Annotated in this window: 20 protein-coding genes; 7 read left to right on the forward strand and 13 right to left on the reverse strand. The window is 74.4% G+C overall.

The annotated features are described in order from the left end of the window. Positions 1-81 precede the first annotated feature (81 nt). From ACFQ6N_RS09970 to ACFQ6N_RS10020, 11 genes are all read right to left on the reverse strand, one after another. Complete coding sequence (locus ACFQ6N_RS09970) at positions 82-1479, reverse strand: FAD-binding oxidoreductase (RefSeq protein ID WP_380648189.1); 1398 nt, start codon at positions 1477-1479, stop codon at positions 82-84. Between the two features lie 54 nt (positions 1480-1533). Further along, positions 1534-1770, reverse strand: coding sequence for an acyl carrier protein (locus tag ACFQ6N_RS09975; protein ID WP_380648191.1), 237 nt, complete (start codon positions 1768-1770; stop codon positions 1534-1536). Between the two features lie 92 nt (positions 1771-1862). Then, a complete protein-coding gene (locus tag ACFQ6N_RS09980; protein WP_380648193.1) occupies positions 1863-2879 on the reverse strand; it encodes a beta-ketoacyl-ACP synthase III in 1017 nt (338 codons plus the stop codon). A 133-nt stretch (positions 2880-3012) separates the two neighbouring features. After that, entirely contained in the window at positions 3013-4074 is a 1062-nt protein-coding gene (locus ACFQ6N_RS09985) for an AvrD family protein (protein ID WP_380648195.1), read from the reverse strand. Positions 4075-4133: 59 nt separating this feature from the next. Further along, a complete protein-coding gene (locus ACFQ6N_RS09990) occupies positions 4134-5513 on the reverse strand; it encodes a dihydrolipoamide acetyltransferase family protein (RefSeq protein WP_380648196.1) in 1380 nt (459 codons plus the stop codon). Positions 5514-5524: 11 nt separating this feature from the next. Further along, positions 5525-6523, reverse strand: a complete 999-nt coding sequence (locus ACFQ6N_RS09995; RefSeq protein ID WP_380648198.1) for an alpha-ketoacid dehydrogenase subunit beta — start codon at positions 6521-6523, stop codon at positions 5525-5527. 1 nt (position 6524) lies between these two features. After that, on the reverse strand, positions 6525-7613 hold the full coding sequence (gene pdhA / locus ACFQ6N_RS10000) for a pyruvate dehydrogenase (acetyl-transferring) E1 component subunit alpha (RefSeq protein WP_380648200.1): 1089 nt from the start codon (positions 7611-7613) through the stop codon (positions 6525-6527). 499 nt (positions 7614-8112) lie between these two features. Further along, on the reverse strand, positions 8113-8910 hold the full coding sequence (locus tag ACFQ6N_RS10005; RefSeq protein ID WP_380648203.1) for a thioesterase II family protein: 798 nt from the start codon (positions 8908-8910) through the stop codon (positions 8113-8115). Between the two features lie 4 nt (positions 8911-8914). After that, positions 8915-10057: a hypothetical protein gene (locus ACFQ6N_RS10010; protein WP_380648205.1), complete on the reverse strand. Its 1143-nt coding sequence runs from the start codon at positions 10055-10057 to the stop codon at positions 8915-8917. Positions 10058-10401: 344 nt separating this feature from the next. Then, positions 10402-11088: an HAD family hydrolase gene (locus ACFQ6N_RS10015; protein WP_380648207.1), complete on the reverse strand. Its 687-nt coding sequence runs from the start codon at positions 11086-11088 to the stop codon at positions 10402-10404. Positions 11089-11111: 23 nt separating this feature from the next. After that, on the reverse strand, positions 11112-11903 hold the full coding sequence (locus tag ACFQ6N_RS10020; RefSeq protein ID WP_380648209.1) for a ScbR family autoregulator-binding transcription factor: 792 nt from the start codon (positions 11901-11903) through the stop codon (positions 11112-11114). Between the two features lie 162 nt (positions 11904-12065). Here ACFQ6N_RS10020 and ACFQ6N_RS10025 point away from each other — a divergent pair, with 162 nt between their 5' ends. From ACFQ6N_RS10025 to ACFQ6N_RS10050, 6 genes are all read left to right on the forward strand, one after another. Further along, positions 12066-13088 (forward strand): ScbA/BarX family gamma-butyrolactone biosynthesis protein, encoded by a 1023-nt coding sequence (locus ACFQ6N_RS10025; RefSeq protein WP_380648211.1) that lies wholly within the window; start codon positions 12066-12068, stop codon positions 13086-13088. After that, positions 13085-14203 carry an oxidoreductase gene (locus ACFQ6N_RS10030; RefSeq protein WP_380648213.1) on the forward strand — a complete coding sequence of 373 codons (1119 nt, stop codon included), beginning with the start codon at positions 13085-13087 and terminating at the stop codon, positions 14201-14203. Before ACFQ6N_RS10025 ends, ACFQ6N_RS10030 begins: the two co-directional genes overlap by 4 nt. Positions 14204-14326: 123 nt before the next feature. Next, on the forward strand, positions 14327-14917 hold the full coding sequence (locus tag ACFQ6N_RS10035) for a TetR family transcriptional regulator (RefSeq protein ID WP_380648215.1): 591 nt from the start codon (positions 14327-14329) through the stop codon (positions 14915-14917). A 434-nt stretch (positions 14918-15351) separates the two neighbouring features. Continuing rightward, a complete protein-coding gene (locus tag ACFQ6N_RS10040) occupies positions 15352-16080 on the forward strand; it encodes an AAA family ATPase (protein ID WP_380648218.1) in 729 nt (242 codons plus the stop codon). 30 nt (positions 16081-16110) lie between these two features. Further along, entirely contained in the window at positions 16111-16764 is a 654-nt protein-coding gene (locus ACFQ6N_RS10045) for an NADPH-dependent F420 reductase (RefSeq protein ID WP_380648220.1), read from the forward strand. A 31-nt stretch (positions 16765-16795) separates the two neighbouring features. Continuing rightward, entirely contained in the window at positions 16796-17962 is a 1167-nt protein-coding gene (locus ACFQ6N_RS10050; protein WP_380648222.1) for an NADH:flavin oxidoreductase, read from the forward strand. Between the two features lie 37 nt (positions 17963-17999). Here ACFQ6N_RS10050 and ACFQ6N_RS10055 read toward each other — a convergent pair whose 3' ends face one another. Next, positions 18000-18386: an ArsR/SmtB family transcription factor gene (locus tag ACFQ6N_RS10055; protein ID WP_380648224.1), complete on the reverse strand. Its 387-nt coding sequence runs from the start codon at positions 18384-18386 to the stop codon at positions 18000-18002. A 186-nt stretch (positions 18387-18572) separates the two neighbouring features. Here ACFQ6N_RS10055 and ACFQ6N_RS10060 point away from each other — a divergent pair, with 186 nt between their 5' ends. After that, positions 18573-20012 carry an MFS transporter gene (locus ACFQ6N_RS10060; RefSeq protein WP_380648226.1) on the forward strand — a complete coding sequence of 480 codons (1440 nt, stop codon included), beginning with the start codon at positions 18573-18575 and terminating at the stop codon, positions 20010-20012. A 160-nt stretch (positions 20013-20172) separates the two neighbouring features. Here the strand turns inward: ACFQ6N_RS10060 and ACFQ6N_RS10065 are convergent, their stop codons facing one another. Next, a complete protein-coding gene (locus tag ACFQ6N_RS10065) occupies positions 20173-20886 on the reverse strand; it encodes a DUF2278 family protein (protein ID WP_380648228.1) in 714 nt (237 codons plus the stop codon). Positions 20887-21146 lie beyond the last annotated feature (260 nt).

Genomic DNA, 21146 nt, shown 5'->3' on the forward strand with positions numbered 1-21146 from the left:
CCGGCAGGAACCCCCAGATTCGTCTGGGGGTTCTTCTGTTTTCCGGGGTTCCCCCGGTTCCTGAGGTGGCCGGGGTGCCGGTCAGGGGTGGGCGGGCTTGGCGGGCTTGATGTTCTGGTTCACCCGGAACACGTTGTTCGGGTCGTACTTCGCCTTCAGTTCGGACAGCCGCCGGTAGTGGCCCTCGCCGTAGGCGGACAGGATGCGGCGCTCCCCCTCGTCGACCAGTTCGTTGACGTACACCCCGCCCGAGGTGAACTTCTGGAGGGTGTCGTAGACGGAGCGGCACCAGCCGGTGTTGGCCTCGTCGTCCCGCTCGTCGGTCCAGCCGCCGAGCAGGGTCACCAGGAAGCCGGGGTCGCGGTGCGGGTAGGCGGTGGCCTCCGGGGCGACCCGGGCGACCTCGCCGCCGAGGAGCATCAGGCCGATCTGGGACAGCGGCGACTTCCGGGCCCGGTACCCGTCGACCAGGGTGGCGAGGGCCTCCTCGGTCACGGTGTCGACCATGAAGGAGCGGGTGTAGTAGCGGCGGTGGTGGGCCATGTCCGCGTCGACGAGCTGCTGGACCTTCGGGTACGGCAGGGTCTCGGTGGTCCGCAGCACCGGCTCGGGGCCGAAGCCGGCCAGGGCGTCGACGAGCGCGTCCGTGTCCTCGGCCGGCGCGGTGTCGACGTAGCGGACGGCGATGCCCGTCGCGCCGTCCTCCAGGTCGAAGAAGCCGACGGCCAGGGCCAGCCGGTCCGGGGCGGTCTCGGCGAACGCGGAGAGGCCTCGGGCGACCGCCGCGTGGTCGTCGGCGCGGTAGGCCACCACGCCGGTGCGGCAGGCGCCCTGCGGGTGCAGCTTGTACTCGAAGGAGGTGACGACGCCGAAGTTGCCGCCGCCACCACGGATCGCCCAGAACAGGTCGGCGTCGTCCTCCGCGCTGGCCCGCCGTACCTCGCCGTTCGCGAGGACCACGTCCGCCGCGACCAGGTTGTCCACGGTGAGGCCCTGGGAACGGCAGAGCCAGCCGATCCCGCCGCCGAGCGTCAGCCCGGCGATGCCGGTGTGCGACACCTGGCCGCCGGTCACCGAGAGCCCGAACCGGTAGGTCTCGTCGTCGAGTTCGGCCAGCAGCAGGCCCGGCTCGCAGATCGCCACGCCGCGCTGGAGGTCGACCCGGATGCCCTTCAGCCGGCTCAGGTCGACGACCAGGCCGTCGTCGATCGTCGAGTGGCCCGGGTAGCTGTGCCCGCCGCTGCGGACGGCGAGCAGGACGTCGTGCTCGGTGGCGAAGCGGACCGCGTCGACCACGTCGGCGGCGCCCGCGCAGCGCACGATCAGGCCCGGGCGGCGGCTGAAGTAGCCGTTCCACACCAGCCGTGCCTGGGCGTACCCCTCGTCGTCCTGGGCGAACACCTCGCCGCGGACCGCGGCGCGGAGCTCGTCGATGCGGGCCTGATCGACGGGCTGTCCCGAACGGTTCTTCAGCGTCATGGGTGATTCCTGATTCGTCGGAAGGAGTGTCGTAAGGAGTAGGAGGAGCGGGGGTCAGACCGCCGCCGTCCGGGCGGATATCAGGGCGGCCAGGCCGGCCACGCTGCCCGCGTCGGCCATCTCGTCCTCGGGGACACGGGCGCCGAACTCGCGCTCCAGGATGACCGACAGTTCCAGCAGGACGAGGGAGTCGAGTTCGAGGTCGGAGAAGGCGGTCGTGGCGGTGACCTCGCCTTCGAGGGAGAACTTGTCACGCAGGAGTTCGAGGATGCGCTCGGAGATCCGGTCCATCGTCGGTCCTTTCGATCGGGGTGCCGGGGGCGGGAGTGGGGGCGGAGGCGGGGGGCTGGGCAGCCGGGTGGCCGGGCGGGCGGATGGCCGGATCAGTCGGACTCGATGCCGGTGACCTTGATGTCGGGCCAGGTCAGGGCCGTCGAACCCCAGCTCAGCCCGCCGCCGAAGGAGGTCAGCAGCACCTTCTGCCCGGGTTCGAGCCGGCCCTCGGCGGCGGCGTCGGTGAGGGCGAGGGGGATCGAGGCGGCCGAGGTGTTCCCGACCTTGTCGAGGTGCACCACCACCTGCTCGCGCGGCACCTTCATCACGTCCGCGACGGTGTGCAGGATGCGGACGTTCGCCTGGTGGCCGACGAACCAGTCGAGGTCCTCGGCCGCCCAGCCGATCGCGCGCAGCAGCGCTTCGGAGGAGCCGGCCATCCGCTCGACCGCGTGCGTGAAGATCTCCTTGCCGCGCATGGCCAGGTAGTTGTCCTCCTCGCGCAGCGGGGCCCGCTCGGAGCGCTGGCGGGATCCGCCGGCGGGCAGGAAGGCAAGGTCCCGGTTGGCGCCGTCGCTGCCGAGGTCGAAGCCGGTCAGGGCGCCGGGCTCGGCGGCCTCCCCGGCGCGCACGACGGCCGCGCCGGCGCCGTCGCCGAAGATGATGGCGGTGGCGCGGTCCTCCGGGTCCAGCCGGGTGGACCAGATGTCCGCGCCGATCACCAGGACGCGTTCGGCGAATCCGGCCGCGATCGCGCCGGCGGCGGAGTGCAGGCCGTAGACGAAGCCGGCGCAGGCGGCGGACAGGTCGAAGCCGGGCACCCCGCCGAGGCCGAGCGCGGCGGCGACCTCCGGGGCGGTGGCGGGCATCGGACGGTTGGGGGTGCTCGTCGCCAGGATCACCTGGTCGACCGTGTCGACGCCGGCGGACTCCAGCGCCCGTCGGCCAGCGACCGTCGCGAGGTCGCCGGTGGCGGTGCCGGGCGCCGCCCAGTAGCGGCGGCGGATGCCCGTCCTGGTCCGGATCCACTCGTCGTCGGTGTCGACCAGCCGGGAGATCTCGTCGTTGTCGACGGCCCGCTCCGGCACCGTGGCGCCGAGGCCGGCGAGGACGGCGGCCCGGCTCATGACCGGCCTCCGGGGGTGGCGCGGCGGAGTCGAACGGTCATGGTCTGGGTCCTTTCCACAGTGGGCGGTCGGCGTCATCGGGGCGGTCGGGCGGTCGGGCAGGGCGGGCTGGCCAGCGGGGAGGTCAGGGAGGTCAGGGCAGCCGGTGGGCGGCCGAGCAGCGGACCGACATGTGCCGGAAGGCGCCGACGATGTCGACCAGCCGCCAGGTCTCGCCCTCGCGCGAGGTGAGCAGTTCGGTCTCGTCGAGGTGCACGGTGAGCCGCTCGGGCTCGGTGACCGGCTGGTGCGGGTCGCCGATGTCGAGCACGGTCTGCCGCATCCAGAGGGTGTTGCTCGCCGAGCGGGGGACGCCGTCGATCTCGTAGAGCAGGATCTGGCCGAGCTGGATGGTGGCGACGAAGGCGTCGAGGATCGAGGTGGCCCGGTGGCTGTAGCTCTCCAGCCCCCGCACCGGCAGGTCCTCGTCCGATCGGAAGCGCGAACTCACCGTGGCGGCGGCCGAGTTCGCCGGGAAGTCGACTGCAAGGCCCTCGATCACCTGGTACTTGGCCTGGTGCGCGGTGCCGTACGGGCGCAGCGCGGCGCTGCCCAGCAGCTCGTCCGGGTCGGCGTACGAGCCGGGCCCGGTGCGGGTGGCGCCGGCCGGGTGCTCGATCTCCAGCCGCACCCGCAGGGCGCCGACCCGGCAGTCGGCGACGGACACCCGGACCCTCGGGTCCCCGCTCGCGCCGGGGAGTTCGGAGACGGCCGCCTCGACCGGGAACAGGTCGAGGTCCTCCTCGACCGGGCTGGTGCCGGCCTTCATCCGGACCCGGCGCAGCCGGGCGGCGGCGCGCTGCCCGGCGTCCAGGCCCAGCACGTGGGCGAGGTACACCTCGGCGGCCTCGCCGGCCAGCAGCAGCACGTCGATGCTGCTGAGGTGCGGGCGCTGGTTGCGCTTGCCCTTCTTCGACCAGTCGTCCGGGTAGCGGACGGTGGCGAGGGCCGTGACGGTGGCGGTGCCGTCCGGGCCGGGGCCCACCCGGACGTCCGTGAGCCGCTGCCGGGCGCGCTTGTAGCCCTCGCCGAAGAAGCGCTTCTCCCCCGGCCCCAGGTAGTCGTCGACGGTGACGCGATCGGGGCGGGTCTGCTCTGCGGTGCCTGCGGTGCCTGTGGTGTCGGCGGTGTCTGAGGTGTCTGTGGTGTCTGTCATGGCTTCCCTCGTGGATTCGGCGGGACCGGGTCGGCCGGGCCGCGTCGGCTCACTCGTGCCTAGGCCCAGGTGAGCAGGCGCTTCGGGTGTTCCAGGACGGCCGCGGTGTCGGCCAGCACCTTCGACCCCAGCTCGCCGTCGACCAGCCGGTGGTCGAAGGAGAGCGCGAGGGTGGTGACCTGCCGGGGCCTGACCTCGCCCCGGTGCACCCAGGGCCGCTCCCGGACGGCGCCGAAGGCGAGGATCGCCGACTCGCCGGGGTTGAGGATCGGCGTGCCCGTATCCACGCCGAACACCCCGATGTTGGTGAGGGTGACGGTGCCGCCCGTCATCGCGGCCGGCGTGGTCCTGCCCTCCCGGGCGGCGGCGACCAGGTCCCCGAGCGCGTGGGCGAGCCGCGGCAGCGTCAGGCCGCCCGCGTCCCTGACGGTCGGGACGATCAGACCGCGGTCGGTGGCGGCGGCGATGCCCAGGTTGATCCGGTCCTTGCGGACGATCTCCTGGTTCTCCTCGTCCCAGCCGGCGTTGATCTCCGGGTGGCGCCGGATGGCGAGCAGGAACGCCCGGGCCACCAGCAGCAGCGGGTTCACCCGCAGGCCGGCCAGCTCCGGGTCCTGCTTCAGCTCCCGGACCAGGGCCATGGTGCGGGTCACGTCGACGGTGATGAACTCCGTGACGTGCGGGGCGGTGAACGCGCTCGCGACCACGGCCCGGGCGGTGGCCCGGCGCACCCCCCGCACCGGGATGCGGGTCTCGCCGGCGGTCGGGGCGGGGTCGGCCGGCAGACCGGCCTGGGGGGCCGCCGGCGGGGTACCGGGGACCGACGGGGTGCCGGGCGAGGTGTCCGGCGCGGTGGCCGGCGCGGGGCTGGCCGCGTGCACGTCCGCCCTGGTCACCACGCCCCCGACGCCGGTCGGGACGACCAGGCCCAGGTCCACCCCGAGGTCCCTGGCCAGCTTGCGGACCGGCGGCTTGGCGGCGGGCCGCTCGGTGCGACCGGCCGCGGCGGGTGCCGCCGTCGCGCTCCGGCGGGGCCTGCGGCCGGACCGGCCGGGGGCCACGCCGTAGCCGACCAGCACCGGCTGCCGGGCGGCCGGCTCCACGGCGGGGGGCTCGGCGGGGGCCTCGGCGGCAACGGGTTCGGCAGCGGGGGGCTCGACCGCGACGGGCCCGGCGGCGTCCGTACCGGTGTCGATCGAGATGATGACCGCGCCCACCGCGACCGTCGTCCCGGCCTCGACGTGGATCCGGTGCACCACCCCGTCGTACGGGATCGGCAACTCGACGGCGGCCTTCGCCGTCTCGACCTCGCAGACGACCTGGCCGTCGGCCACCCGGTCGCCCGCCTTCACGTGCCAGGCGAGGATCTCCGCGTCCACCAGCCCCTCGCCCACGTCGGGCAGGGGGAACTCGCGGACGCGCTGCACGGTTGTGGTCACGGTTCCTCTCCTCAGTAGGCCAGGGCGCGGTCGACGGCGTCCAGGACGCGGTCGACGTCCGGCAGGTACGACTCCTCGAAGGCGGCGGGCGGGTACGGCATGTGGTAGCCGCCGACCCGCAGCACCGGGGCCTCCAGGTGGTGGAAGCACCGTTCGGTGATCCGGCCGGCGATCTCGGCTCCGGCGCCGAAGAACACCGGGGCCTCGTGCACGACGACCAGCCGTCCGGTGCGCCGTACCGACGCCTCGATCGTGTCGAAGTCCATCGGGGACACCGAGCGCAGGTCGACCACCTCCAGGCTGTCGCCGTCCGCCGCGGCCACCGCCGCCGCCTCCAGGCAGGTCGCGACCGTCGGCCCGTAGCCGAGCAGCGTCAGGTCCCGCCCCGGCCTGGCCACCCGGGCGGCGTGCAGGGGCAGTTCGGCGGCGGCGGGCACCGGGCCGCGGTCGTAGTAGCGGCGCTTGGGCTCGAAGTAGACGACCGGGTCACGGCCGGCGACGGCCTGCCGGAGCATCCAGTGCGCGTCGGCGGGGTTGGACGGCGAGACCACCTTCACTCCCCCGACGTGGGCGAAGAGCGCCTCGGGGGACTCGCTGTGGTGCTCGACCGCGCCGATGCCGCCGCCGTACGGGATGCGGATGACCACCGGGAGCGTGATCCGGCCGTTCGAGCGGGCGTGCAGTTTCGCCAGCTGGGTGACGATCTGGTCGAAGGCGGGGAACACGAAGCCGTCGAACTGGATCTCCACCACCGGGCGGTAGCCGCGCAGCGCCAGACCGATCGCGGTGCCGACGATGCCGGACTCGGCCAGCGGGGTGTCGATCACCCGGCCCTCGCCGAAGTCCTTCTGCAGGCCGTCGGTCACCCGGAAGACGCCGCCGAGCCTGCCGACGTCCTCGCCCATGACGAGCACCCGGGGGTCCTCCTCCAGGGCGGCGCGCAGGGCCGAGTTGATCCCCTGCGCGAGCGTGGGGTCGGGGGCCCCGTCCGGTGCCCGGTGTCCGGCCATCTCAGGCCCCTTCCGTCGGAGCGAAGCCGGCGGTGTAGGCGGCGAACTGCTCGGCTTCCTCCGCCACCAGGGCGTGGCCGTCCGCGTACACGTGGGCGAACATGGCCTCCGCCGGGGGTGCGGCCATCGAGCGGACGGCCGCGCGCACGGACCGGGCCTCCTCCTCGGCGTCCCGGTCGACCCGGGCGAGCCGCTCCTCGTCCGCCCCGCCGTCGGCCAGCAGGTGGGCCCGGAGGCGGGCGATCGGGTCCTTCCGCTCCCAGGCGCGCACCTCCTCCGCGTCGCGGTAGCGGGTGGGGTCGTCGGAGGTGGTGTGGGCGCCCATCCGGTAGGTGAACGCCTCGATCAGCGTCGGCCCCTGGCCGCTGCGGGCGCGCCGCAGGGCCTCGCGGGTGACGGCCAGGCAGGCCAGGACGTCGTTGCCGTCCACCAGGATCCCGGGGAAGCCGAAGCCGGAGGCGCGCCGGTGGATCGGCACCCGGCTCTGCCTGTCGCTGGGCTCGGAGATCGCCCACTGGTTGTTCTGGCAGAAGAACACGATCGGGGCGTCGTTCAGGGCGGCGAAGTTGAAGGCCTCACTGACGTCGCCCTGGCTGGTCGCACCGTCGCCGAAGTAGACGATGACGGCGCTCTCCGCGCCGTCCTTGGCCACGCCCATCGCGTAGCCGGTGGCGTGCAGCGTCTGGGCGCCGATGACGAGGGTGTAGAGGTGGACGTTGTGCTCCTGCGGGTCCCACCCGCCGTTGGTGGCGCCCCGGAACAGCGCGAAGAGGTCGAGGGGGTCGACCTGCCGGCACAGTGCCGTGCCGTGGTCGCGGTAGCTGGGGAAGACGTGGTCCTCGTCGTCGAGTGCCCGGGCGGAGCCGATCTGGGCCGCCTCCTGCCCCAGCAGCGAGGGCCAGAGGGCGAGTTCGCCCTGGCGCTGGAGCAGCACCCCCTCGGCGTCGATCCGGCGGGCGCGGACCATGTCCTCGTAGAGGCCGATGAGTTGATGCGGCGTCAGTTCGAGCGGGTAGTCCGGGTGGTGCTTCCGTTCGCCGTCCGGGGTCAGCAGTTGGACGGCCTCGGGCGGGGTGTGCGCGTGCGGCATGGCGACCTCCTTCCTCTGGGCTGGGTGTCGGCGGTGCGTTCGGCGGCGCGGGCGCGGCGGGGTGCGGGGAGGATCCGGGGACGGGGAAAGCGGGTCCGCCCCTACCGGCCTCGGCCGTCGGGCGGGGCGCTTCGGGCGGGGCGCTTCGGGCGGCCGTGCGGAAGGTACGGGCGCGGGGGACGTCACCTGCCGCGGGGAGGTGCGCCTGCGGCGGAGCGGATCGGGCGCCCGGCGTGGCGGCGGGCATCTCGCCCCTCCGCCTTCGGAACTCGAACTCCCTTTGTCCGGCGGGTAGTTCGGACCGGCACGGAGAACTCTGCCCGCCGCCCACGCCTTCCGCAAGCACGGAGATCGCTCGCCGGCCACCGGACGGCGGCACGACGGCATGCGGACCGCGGCACGACGGCATGCGGACCGCGGACCGAGGGCCAAAGGCGAAGGGCGAAGGGCGGAGCAAGGACGGCACAGGGCGGAACACGACCCGCCGGAACGCGGCCGGTCAGACGGCCGCCAGCGGCGCGACCAGGCCGCCGAGGCGGCGGAAGAAGGCGTCCTTGGCCTCCCTCGGGAAGAAGTGGCCGCCGGGGACGCGGTGCAGCTCGAAGCCCCCGCCTGCGTGCGCGGACCAGGCGGCCGCGTCCGCCGCCGGGACCAGCGGATCGTCCTCCCCGGAGAACACCTCGACCGGACACGGCAGCGTCCGGTGGGTGGAGCCCTCGTTGTCCCCGGCGCAGAGGCCGATCTCCGCCCGCACCAGGGCGATCCGTTCGCTCAGCCAGCCGGTGTCCGCCCGCAGGGCGGCCGGGAGCGCGCCGAAGTCGAGGAGCCAGGCGACGAGTTCGGCGTCCGTGAGGCGCGCCGCCCGGCGCAGCGGATGCGGCAGGTGGGGCGCCGGGTAGGCGCCGACCAGCAGTCGCTCCGGCAGCCGCCGCCCGTGCTCGGCCCGGTGCCGGGTGAGCCGGTAGGCGAGCAGGGCGCCCATGCTGTGGCCGTAGAGGAGGTACGGCCGGTCCAGGAGCGGGCCGAGGTCCTGCTCCAGCGCGGCGACCAGGCCGGGCAGCCCTTGGCGGCAGTGGCCGCCGGCCGGGTCCCGGCCGGGGATCCGGACCGGGACGAGGTGCACCCGCTCCCCCAGTGCCCGTTGCCAGCCGGCGAAGAACGCCGTGCTGCCGCCGGCCGGGTGCAGCCCGAGCAGGGTGACCGGACCGCCGCCCGGATCGACCGTCTGTGCGACTGAGGACGGGTCCTGGTTGCACAGCCTCCGGGCCGGTGCGCCGTCGACCGGTCGGCGGCGCACCGGTTCAGACGGCTGCGGGAACACCGGCCCTCCCCGCCCCGGGCTGGGCGGCCGGGGGCCGCTCGGTGGCTCGGACCGGGCCGCCCTCCGGCTGCGCGGTCTCCACCTGGTGCGCGAACTCCCGCCAGGCGGCGGCGCATTCGAGGGCGAGCCGGGAGACCCGGTCGGCACAGTGCGGCGGGATGCTGCGGGCCAGCTGGTCCCGCTGCTCGGGCGGCAGGAGGCTGCTGGTGAGCATCCGCAGCAGGTGGCGTCCGCTCTCCGTGAGCCGGAGCGCGGGGTCGCTCATCAGCCGTTCCATGACCCGGGCGAGGTCCTGGCCGGGCTGCTGCGGGACGGGGGCGGTCCGTCGGCCCCCGGGGGCGGGGCCGGTCGGGGACGCCGGGCCGGTCGGGGACGCGGGGCGGGTCGAGGGTCCGGACCGGGCCGGCCGGCGCCCGGTGGGCACCGGGTCCTCGCCGCGCCGTAGCCGCTCCCGTACGTCGCGGACCGTCCCCGGGGAGACGCCCGCCTCGTCGGCGATGGCGCGCAGCGACGCCCGGGGGTTGGCGCTGATCAGTTCGCCGGCGCGCAGCCGGCCGAGCGCGCTGTCCAGCGGGCGGACCCGCCCGTCGCGGCCGATCCGGGCCGCGGCGTGCGGGATGGTCCCGCTCTCGCTGCGCCGCAGTTCGCGCACGGCCTTGGTGGACAGTCCGGCGACCGAGGCGACCATCCGGTCCGACCACTCGGCGTGCGAGAGCAGGATGCGCCGGGCGGCGGCCGTGCGGTCGTCCCGGGAGAGCGGGAGGCCGTGGCGGGTGTTGCTCTGGACGGAGAGGACGAAGGCGTCGCGTTCGGAGCCTTCGAAGAAGCGGGCGGGGATGACGGGCCGGCCCTGCGCGGCGGCCACCCGCAGCCGGTGCATGCCGTCGATCACCCGCATGCTGGACCGGTGGACGATGATCGGCGGGAGGTCCTGGTCGAGTCGGGCCAGGGTCCTGAGGTGCTCCGGGTCCTCGCCGGCGGTGCGCGGCGAATCGGCCGGCAGCAGTGCCCCGACCGGCACCGGCACGATCTCGGACAGGGGCGGCGCCCACTCCTGGGGCGGTAGACCGGGCGCGGAGGTGAGGGGCGGTTCGGCGCGGTCGCTGACGGTCTCTTGCTTCACGGCGAGTCCTCTGGCATGCGTCGGGGGAGGGCGGTCGGACGAGCGGTGTGGTGCCGTCACCGCCCGGCTCGCGGAAGTACCGCCCGGTTCCCTGGGTCTGCTGGGTCGTCTCCTCGTCGAGACAGGCCAAAGGGGCACCGGCCCGCGCCGCCGGGCCACCCGGCCGACCGGCGGGCCCGCGGGGGCGGGTTCCGTCGGTGCGGGCCTCCGGGTGGCTCCACGACGGCCGGTGCCGAATGCTCCATCGAGATCGTGGCACATGAACATACCTCTGGGAAGGTATTTTAATGAGGGCGTAACATGCGGCAGCAGAACCGTCACACACCGGGCGGGGCGCCCCTCGGTCAGCCCGCGGCGGAGGCACCGTCGAGCAGCAACAGCCGGGCGCCGGGCAGCAGTTCGGCCAACGCCGGATCGCCGACGACGACCGGGTTCCCCACCTCGGTGAGCATCGGCAGGTCGGAGGCGTGGTCCCCGTAGCCGTAGCAGTGCGCCGGATCGATCCACGGGTGGCGGCCGAGCAGGGCGCGCACGGCCCGGCGCTTCTCCTCCCCGATCACCGGCTCGCCGTCGAGGCCGCCGGTGAACACTCCCCCGCGCACCTCGGGCCGGCTGCACACCAGGTGCGTCGCGCCGATGTCGGCCGCGATCGGGTCGAGGATCGCCGGGAACGAACCGGAGACCAGCACGACCCCGTCGCCCGCCGCCCGGTGGCGCGTCAGGGCGTCGCGGACGGAGCCGATGTAGAAGCCGGTGCGCGCGGAGCGCTCCGCGAACCAGGCCCGGCCGGCCTCGGCGGCGGCACCGGCCGGCTCTCCGGCCCACTCCCGGTAGTAGATCCGGTTGGTCTCCTCGCGCGGCGTGCCGCCGGCCGCCAGCGCGGTCAGCTCCTCCCGCACCCGGCGGCCGCGCCGCAGGCCCTGCGGGCCGTACCGGGCGGCGAGGTAGTGGTCGAGGAAGTCGAACATGCTCTTGCAGTCGATCAACGTCTCGTCGACGTCGCTGAACGCCAGCCGGGCGGGCAGGGACACGGGGGGCTCCTCGGGGGCTCGGGTCACCTCGGGGTGACGCTTCGGGCGGGGCGGGCGGCGGTCTCCGGACGGGTGCCGGACGCCGGACGGGCACCCGTCTCGGCGCGGCCGCCGGCCGCCGGGCGGGCACGGCTCCCGGCCGCGCCGGACCGCGGCCGGGCCCGCAGCGCCGGGAACAGGGTGTCGCGCACCTCGCGCCAGCGTTCCGCGAAGTCGGCCCGCGCGTAAAGGTTGTCGGAGATGTGCTGGGCGCCGAAGAAGGCCGACACCGCGACCCGGGCGGCCACGTCCGGGTCCACGTGCTCGGCCAACTGCCCCTGCTCCCCGGCCTCGCGCAGCAGCATCGAGATCAGGTTCGTCCAGTCCACGTACGGCAGCGGCAGTTCGACGTCGATGGCGGCGCGCTCGTTCTGCAGCCGGGTGCCGGCCTGCATGATCGGGTCCTCCAGGAACGCGGTGGTGGCGGCGTTGAACATCTCGATCACCGTGTCCAGCGGCGAGAGCCCCTTGCCCCGGACCGCCTCCAGCGTGACCGGCCAGCGGGAGTAGAGCTCCTCGACGACGGCGACGGCCAGCGCCTGCTTGTTGGGGAAGTGGAAGTAGACCGCCCCCTTGGTCATGGCCACCTCGTCGGCCACGTCCTTGATGCCGGTCCGCTCGTAGCCGCGCTCGGCGAAGATCCGTGCGGCGCAGTGCAGGATCTGCTCCCTGGTGCGTTCGGCGCGCTCCTGCCGCAGACAGGGCCCGGCCCCGGCCGCTCCGGTGCGCAGCGCCGGCCACAGCGGCTCGCCGGCGGCCCTCTTGCTCTGACTCACTGTTCCCTGTTCCTCTCTCGCGTCCCGTCGCTCCGGGCTATATACCTTCTCCCAGGTATATTTCTTGGCCGTGATCAACGGCCGCCCGGGGAGGGCGACCCGCGTCCGCAGCGGGGTGGCACCACCTTAGGGAACGGCGCACCGACGGGGAGACGTGCTCGTATGTCCGGCATCACCGCATCGACAAGGTACCTGCCGCCGGCCGCCCAGGCGCCGCCCGAGCGGACGCTGTCGTTCCGCCACCGCCTGCCGGCCGCCACCGTCCACAAGGCCGCCCAGGACGAGGTCCTCCTCACCGACGCCGCCCGTACGGGGGACGGCCGGTTCGCCGTAGCCGCCGTGTGGCACCGGCACCGCTTCCTGCACCCGGGCGGGACGGGCCGGCCGCTCGACCCGCTGCTGCTGGTCGAGACCGTCCGGCAGGCCCTGATCCACCTGTCGCACCGCTTCCACCGCGTTCCGCAGGGGCATCCGTTCGTCCTCGCCGCCCTCGACCTCGACCTGACCCCGGCCGGTTCGGCGCTCCGGCCGGCCGGGCCGCTGCACCTCCTGCTCGACGCCGTCTGCACCCGGACCACGGCCACCCCGCACCGCACCGGCCTGGTGCTGGACGCCCTGGCGTCCGTCGACGGCGTGCCCGTCGGCCGGGCCGGATTCCGCTGGGAGGTCCGGCACCCCGAGTTCTACGCGCTGGTGCGCGACCGCGCCCGGCGCTCGGCCCCGACCCCGACCCCGACCCCGACACCGGCCTCGGCCCCGACACCGGCCGGCGAGTCCGCCGGGGAGCCCCGACGGCTCGCCCCCTGGGAGGCGGGGTACCCGGACGACCGGCACGTCCTGCTCGCCCGCGACCCGGGGGGCGCCCCCGGCGCGTTCCTGCTCGACCCCGACCCCGGCCACCCTGTGTTGTTCGACCACCCCTCCGACCACGTGCCGGGCATGGTGCTGCTGGAAGCCTTCCGACAGGCCGCCTTCGCCACCGGGGCCCCGGCCGACCCGGCCCGGATCCGCGCGGCCTTCGGCGCCTTCGGGGAGCCGGACGTCCCGGTGGGCGTCACCGTCCGCCCCGGACCGGACGCGGGGACGGCGGAGGTCACGGCCGTCCAGGGCGGGACGACGCTGGCCTCGGCCGTCCTCGGGTACCGGTCCGCACCGGACCTGACGCCCCGCCGGGACGCCCGGTGAGCGGGGCGGCGGGCCCCGTCGGGCTCCCCGCCGGGGCCGTCGGGCGGGTGGTCCGGGCGGCGGAGCGCGACCTGCCCGCGCTGGAGGAGCGGCGCCGGCTCGGCCGGGAGGCGGTGGCCGCGATCACCGCCGCCGGGTTCCTCCGGCACTTCGTGCCACGGGAGTTCGGCGGGACCGCGGGGACGTTCTCGGCGCTGCTCGCCGCCTCGGTGACGGTGGCCGCCACCTGCCCGTCCACCGCCTGGTGCGCCACGCTGTTCGCCGCGCACGGACGGCTCGCCTCCTACCTCCCCGAGGAGGGCCGGCGGGAGCTGTGGGGCCGCTCCCCCGACGTGCCGGTCGCCACCGCCATCATGCCCCCGCGCGGGGAGGCCGTCCCGGTGCCGGGCGGCTGGCGGCTCGGCGGCAGGTGGGACACCGCCAGCGGGGTCGACCACGCCGACTGGCTGCTGCTGGCCGCCCGCACCGGGCCGCCGGACCGCCCCGAGCACCGGATCCTCGCGCTGCCCCGGGCGGACTGGACCGTCCTGGACACCTGGCGCAGCCTGGGCATGCGCGGGACGGGCAGCAACGCGGTGGAGGTCGCGGGGGCCTTCGTCCCCGCCCGGCGCTCCTTCACCATGGCGGACCTGCGACGGCCCGCGACGCGGGACGCGGGACGCTGCCACCGGGTGCCGGTGCAGCTGGCCGGCGCGCTGATGTTCGCCGGGCCGGTGGCGGGCGCGGCCCAGGGCGCGCTGGACGCCTGGAGCGCCGCGGCGGTCGCCCCCCGGCGGGCCGAGACCGACCAGGCGCTGAGCGAGGGCTCGGCGCAGATCGCGGCGGCCCGGCTGCTCCTGGAGCGGGCCGCGCGGCGCGCGGACGAGGAGGCGGTGACGCCGCTGCTGGTGGCGGAGAACCGGCGGGACTCCGTCACCGCCGTGCGCTGGTGCGCCGCCGCGGTCGACCGCCTCTTCCACGCCGCGGGTTCGCACGTCCACCGGGACGGCTCCGCCTTCCAGCGGTACTGGCGCGACATCACCACCGCGGCCACCCATGGCGCGCTGGGCACCCCGGCGGCCGCCGCCGAGTACGCCGACGCCCTGCTCGGCCCGGCCGCTCCACAGGGATATTGACGCACCGTCAGGGCCGGTCGACCATCGGGGGCGGGCCGCCCGCCCCCGGCGGTCGCTATCCTCGACAGCAAACCTTCGCACAGGTAGGTTTTCAAGGGTGAACAGAGTGACAAGGCCGCCACGGTGGTGAAGCAGGCCAGGGCATGGCTGACCCGGGAACGCGTACTGGACGCCGCGGCGGAGGAGTTCGCCGTCCACGGCTTCGCGGCCACCAAGGTCGAGGCCGTCGTGGCCCGGACCGGAATGACGAAGGGCGCGCTGTACGCGCACTTCGGCTCCAAGCACCAGCTCGCCTCCGAACTGGTCAACGAGAGCGTCGAGCACTGGAAGAGCCTGCGGGCCGATCCCGGGGCCGCTCCCCCCAAGCCCTCGGCGGGGACGGCGCTCACCGAACTCATCGGCCGGATGCGCGGACAGTTCGAGACCAACGTCCGTTTCCGGGCCGCGCTGCGGCTCGCGGCGGACTGCGAACGCTCCCTCGGCGATTCGCACGGGCTGTTCGGCGACATCCGCCAGGAAATGGTGACGAGTGTGCGAAGAGCCCAGGAGGAACGGGAGATCACGCCGTCCTATCCGGCGGAATCCCTCGCCCACCTGATCCTGGTCGTCCTGTACGGCTTCTCGTACATGCCGAGCTGGGACGGCGCCCACGGCGTCCCGGTCGAGCCGGACGACGCCTGGCACGTGCTGCGCACGGTCCTCCGGGTCGGCTGAGCGGGGCAACTCCCCTGCCCCCGGCCCCGGTCGGGCCGCCCGGCGGTGTGCAACCGAGGCCGCGGCGCCAGTCGCACAACCGGGCCGGCCGGGCAGCCGCGGCCCGGCCCCGCCCCCTCTCCCACCCCGGCGCGGAGGGAACACGGGTGTGCAAACGGGGAGCCTGGCCCCACGAGTTCCACGGCCGCTAACCTTTCTCACGCACCGCCACCCCGGGACCGGAGAATCCGACCGGACCGCCGGCGGCGGCCCACGGGCCGGAATCCGCGCCGTACGCGCCGTACGCGCCTCCCGAGTTCCGCGCTCCGCTTCTTCCGCGATTCGCGCGTCCGCGTGCTTCCCGTTCTCCGCGCGGGTGCCGCCCTCCCGCGTTCCCCGCTTTCCGCTCCCCCCTTTCCCGTTTCCGGTGTTTTCCGTCGTCCGAGAGGCACACCATGAAGCTTGCGATCTCCGGGACCTACTCCTCCGGCAAGACCCTGACCACCATGGCGCTGGCCCACCTGACGGGCGTCCCGCGCACCCACGCCAAGACCATGCGGGAGATCCTGCCGCACGCCGTACCGGGCAAGACCCTGGAGGAGTGCAACGCGGCCGAGCTGATCCAGCTGGTGGTGCGCCGCTACGTCGAGCGGGCCGTGCACGAGAGCCACCTGCCCGGCGGGTACATCTCCGACGGCTCCTCGCTGCACGAGTGGACCTACGCCACCGTCCGCGTCACGGTCGGCATCAACCCCAACGAGTCCATCGGCCTCGAATCGGTCGAGAAGACCGACGAGATCCGCTTCTACGAGCAGGTCGTCGCCCAACTCGGCGTCGCGCTCAAGCAGTACGCCAAGGAGACCTACGACGCCTTCGTCCACCTGCCGATCGAGTTCCCGCTGGACCCGAACGGCCACCGCCCGGTGAACGAGCGCTTCCGAGTGCTCTCCGACGAGCACCTGCTGAACGTGCTGGACGAGCTGAAGATCCCCACCCACATCATCGGCGGCACCATCCCCGAGCGGCTGGAGGGCATCACCGAGGTCTTCGGCCTGCCCCGGGTCCTGTCGATCGAGGACGCCATCGAGGCGGCGAAGAAGGACTACGAGCAGCTCGACGTGCGCACCGAGGCCGAGCGCAACGCCGCGGCCGAGGCCCTCGCCGCCCAGGCCTCCGCGGCCTGACCAGCCGCTCCCGGAAGGAACCCCACTGCCATGACCACCTCCACGACGCCGCTGAAGCTCGGCGTCCTCGGCGCCGGCAACATCGGCCGGCCGGTCGGCCGCCACTGGCTGGCCGCCGGCCACACGGTGACCTTCGGCTCCCGCACCCCGGAACGCCTGGCCTCCTTCGTCGAACCGCTGGGCGCCGGGGCCGTCGCGGCCACCCTCGCCGAGACGGCCCGGGCGGCCGACGTCCTGCTGCTGTCCGTCCCGCACGAGGCCGCGGCGGAGGTGCTCGCCGAGGTCGGCGGGCACCTCGCCGGGAAGATCGTCATCGACGCCACCAACCCGGTGACGCTCACCGAGGACGGCCGGGTGGTCTCCGGGCTCACCCCCGGGGTGACCCAGGGCCGGCACGCCTCGAAGCAACTGCCCGACGCCACCGTGGTCCGGGCGTTCACCCACGTCATGGACGAGCTGCTCTGGTCGCGCGGCACCCGGCAGCGGCACTTCTGGGCCGTCGCGATCGCGGGCGACGACGCCCCGGCCAAGGCCGTGGTGGCGGGCCTGGTGCACGACGCCGGGTTCACCCCGGTGGACCTCGGCGGCCTGGACGCGTCGGCCCCGCTCGACCCGGGCGGCGTGCTGTTCCCGCACATGTTCACCCCCGGCGAGATGCGGGCGCGGACCGGCCTGGCCGGCTGACCGCAGGGCCGTCTGGAAGGAAGGCAGTCACGTGAGCACGACACCGTCCCGATCGGCAGCCGCGGCACCGCTGTTCGAGCCGTTCAAGGCCGGGGGGCTGGCCCTGGAGAACCGGGTCGTCATGGCCCCGATGTCCCGCGACCTGTCCCCCGGCGGGGTGCCCGGCGCGGACGTCGCCGAGTACTACGCCCGCCGGGCCCGGCACGGCGTGGGGCTGATCATCACCGAGGGCACCTTCGTGGGCCACCCCTCGGCCGGCAACCGGCCGTCGGTACCTCGCTTCCACGGGGTGGACGCGCTGGCCGGGTGGGCCGGGGTGGCCCGCGCGGTCCACGCCGCCGGCGGGCGGATCGTCCCCCAGCTGTGGCACGTCGGCCAGGACCCGCTGCTGTGGGGCAAGTCCCTGGCCGAGGCCCGCCGCACGGCCCCGAAGGGCGTCGACCTGTTCGAGCCGCCGGGCGGCCTGCTCAGCCCGTCCGGTCTGGAGCCGGGCCGCCCGGCCGGGCGCGCGCTGTCCGAGTCCGACATCGCCGAGGTCGTCGAGGCCTTCGCCCGGGCCGCCGCCGACGCCCACCGGCTGGGCTTCGACGGGATCGAGCTGCACGCCGCCCACGGCTACCTGTTCGACCAGTTCTTCTGGGACGTCACCAATCGCCGCACCGACGGCTACGGCGGCGGCCCGGCCGGCCGGACGCGGTTCGCCGCCGAGGTGGTCCGGGCCTGCCGCGCGGCCACCGGGCCGGACTTCCCCGTCATCCTGCGCGTCTCGCAGTGGAAGGTCGCGCACTACCAGGCGCGGATCGCGGACGACCCGCGGGCGCTGGAGGCCTTCCTGGCACCGCTGGTGGACGCCGGGGTCGACGTCTTCCACTGCTCCACCCGGCGGTTCTGGGAGCCCGCGTTCGAGGGCTCCGGGCTCAACCTGGCGGGCTGGGTGAAGAAGGTGACCGGGCGGCCCACCATCACCGTCGGCTCGGTCGGCCTGCGCGACAGCGACTTCCTCGGGTACGTGGAGGGGCGGGGCGCGGAGGTCGACGACATCGGCCTGGTGGCCCGGCGCCTCGCCGAGGGCGAGTTCGACCTGGTCGCGGTCGGGCGGGCGCTGGTGGCCAACCCGGCCTGGGCCGAACAGGTGCGCACCGGGCGGACGGACGAGCTGCGCCCGTTCGACGCCGCCGCACTGGCCTCGCTGGACTGAGGCCGGCCGGTGGCGGGCGCCCCGGCGACGCCCCGCTTCAGCCGGCGGTGTCCGCGGAGACGGTGCTTGGGGAGGCGGAGGCGGCGGCGGCGGCCTCCCGGTTCGCCGCGGCGATGAGGGTGTCCAGCAGCCCCGGGTAAGCCGCTTCCAGGTCCTCGCGGCGCAGGGTGTTCATCTTGGAGGTGCCGACGTAGGACTGCCGGAGCAGGCCGGACTGCCGCAGCACCCGGAAGTGGTGGGTCGCGGTGGACCTGGTCACCGAGAGATTGAAGGTGCCGCAGGCGGTGGCATCGGGGGCGTTGGCGATCTGCCGGACGATGCTGCGGCGCACCGGGTCGGCGAACGCTTCCAGGAGTCGCTGCAGGGTGATGTCGGCGGCGTCGGCGTGGTCGCCGATGCGGTCGTCGGCTGCGTGGGCAGTCACATGGCACCTCTCTGGTATCGCTTCCCGTCCATCGTACGACTCCGGTCATATGACGACTACCGTCCAATTTGACAAGTGTCGTCGTATACCTTTCAGTTGAACTGCGCTTCTCAACCCAACTCGACCGTGCGGCCCGCGAGTTGCTCGCTCCACGCGCAGCGGTCACCCGCAAAGAAGGAACCAGCGATGACAACCGCCGAGACCAGCCCGGCGCAGACCGGCGCCTCCCCAGCCGCCCCGCCGAACACCTCCAGCGGGTTGAAGATCGCCGCACTGGCCACCGGCTTCGTGATGGCCACCCTCGACGTCACCATCGTCAACGTCGCCGGCGCGACCCTCCAGGAGAAGCTGGGCGCCACGCTCACCCAGCTCACCTGGGTCGTGGACGGCTACATCCTGACCTTCGCGTCCCTGCTGATGCTGGCCGGCGGCCTGGCCAACTGGCTCGGCGCGAAGACGGTCTACATGTGGGGCATGGGCCTGTTCCTGCTGGCCTCGCTCGGGTGCGCGCTGTCCTCCACGCCGGAGCTGCTGATCGCGGCCCGGATGGTGCAGGGCGCCGGCGCCGCGCTGTTCATGCCGAGTTCGCTGTCCCTGCTGGTGTTCTCGTTCCCGGAGAAGCGTCAGCGGACCCGGATGCTCGGTCTGTGGTCGGCGATCGTCGCCACCTCCTCGGGCATCGGCCCGACGCTCGGCGGCCTCATGGTGGGCTCGCTCGGCTGGCAGAGCATCTTCCTGCTCAACCTGCCGATCGGCGTGGTCGGCATGCTGATGACCAAGCGGTTCATCGCCGCGCCGCAGGCCCGCGCGGCCCGGCCCGCACCGCTCGGCCACCTCATCTGGATCGTGGCCCTCGCCGCGCTCAGCTACGCCCTGATCGAGGGCCCGCAACTCGGCTGGGGGGCGGCCCCGGTGGTCGTCGCGTACGCCGTCGCGGTGGTCGCCGCCGCCCTCCTGGTCCGGCGCGAGCGCCGTGGCGACAAGCCGGTCATGCCGTGGGCGCTGTTCCGCCGTCCGGGCTTCTCCGGTGCCAACCTCGTCGGCTTCTTCTTCAACTTCGCGCTCTTCGGCACCATCTTCATGCTCGGCCTGTTCTTCCAGCACGCCCAGGGCGCGAGCCCGTTCGTGGCCGGCCTGGAGCTGATCCCGATCACCATCCTGTCCCCGCTGGCGAACGTGGTCTATTCCAAGATCTCCGGGCGGTACGCCAACGGGCCGCTGCTGACGGTCTTCATGCTGCTGGCGGGGGTCTGCTCGCTGGGGCTGACCGCGATCTCCGCGTCGACGCCCTACTGGCTGATCGCCATCGGCATCGGCGTGGCCTGCGTCGGCTCCGGTGTGATCTCCCCCGGCATGACGGCGGCCATGGTGGACTCCGCCGGGCCCGAGCACGCCAACGTCGCCGGGTCGGTGCTGAACGCCAACCGCCAGATCGGGTCGCTGGTGGGCATCGCGGTGGTCGGCGTGGTGCTGCACGCCACCCCGGACTGGAGCCGGGGCGCCTCCGTCTCGTTCGTCCTGGTCGGCGTCGCCTACCTGCTCGGCGCCCTCGCCGCCTGGCGGCTGGTCGCCCGCTCCGAGCGCCCCGCCGAGGCCCCGGCGGCCCCGGCGGCGGCCCAAAGCTGACGGGCCCCGCGATCCGGGGCCCGCACCCTCCGCTCCCACCCCCGCCTCGACCCTGCGCGCGGGGGTGGGGAGCCCCGACGGCCTCCCCGGCCGGACCACCGTCCGGCTGGGGAGGCCGTTCGGCGTGCCCCGGGCCGTACGGCGTCAGGGCCGTACGGCGTCAGGGCCGCTCGGCGGGCTGGTGGTGCCGGGTGGGGTGCGGAACGGGGGTGGTGCCGGGCAGGGTGTGGCCGGTGCGGTCGTCGGTGTGCCAGGACTGGGACTGGAAGGCCAGGAAGACCGCGGTCCAGCGGCCCCGGTCCGGGAGGTGGACGAGCAGGCCGCCGTCCTGGTAGACGCCGTCGTCGCCGGTGAAGCGGCCGCTGTTGCCCTGGTTCATGTGGATGTCGTGGACGCCGTTGCCGGGCAGGAAGCCGAACACCTTGTCCGGGACGGAGGGTTCCGGGCCGAAGCGCTGCCCGAAGACGTAGAGGGCGGCGGCCGGGTCGGCGATCGCCTGCTGGACGCAGCGGTCGAGCACATCGCCGAGGTCGTTGTCCGGGCCCGGGGCGTCGGGCGGCAGCACCTTCATCGCGGCGGGGTCGAAGAGGCGCCCGCGGACGAAGTCCAGGCTCGCCGCGCCGGGGCGGGAGGGCAGCGGGTTCCAGCCGCTGCCGGCGGCCGGGAGGAGCCCGGTGACCGGGTGCCGGAAGTCCTCGTCGACCAGGTAGCGCAGGTCCGGCGGGGCCTGCTGGGAGAGCACGTTGACCGCCGCGCGGTAGTCGGTGCCCTGCCCGTCGCGCAGGTGGATCTGGTAGTGCGGGGTGCCGGTGCCGCCCTCGCGGCGCCGGTCGACGGCGGTGGCGGCGAGCACGCCGTAGTTGCTGATCGGCATGGGTGGGGTCCTCGGAGTCGGCGGAGCGGGAACCCCTCCGTTATGGCGCATGCGGCACGACGGCCGGCCGTGAATCGACGGATGTTCACTTCCCGTCCCCCGCAGGGGTTTGCGGCCCGCGAAACGTTGACAGCCGGAACGGGCCGGACGGCCCCGAGGGCCCGGGCCTTCGGCGGCCTGTAGCCGACGGCCCGCGGTTGCTCCAGCGGGCCGACGAGGGCCGTACCGGCGGGCCAGGGTGCAGTCCGGCTTCGCGCAGC

Origin of the sequence: Kitasatospora sp. NPDC056446, from assembly GCF_042796115.1 — a bacterium.
In the GTDB taxonomy this organism is placed as follows: domain Bacteria; phylum Actinomycetota; class Actinomycetes; order Streptomycetales; family Streptomycetaceae; genus Kitasatospora.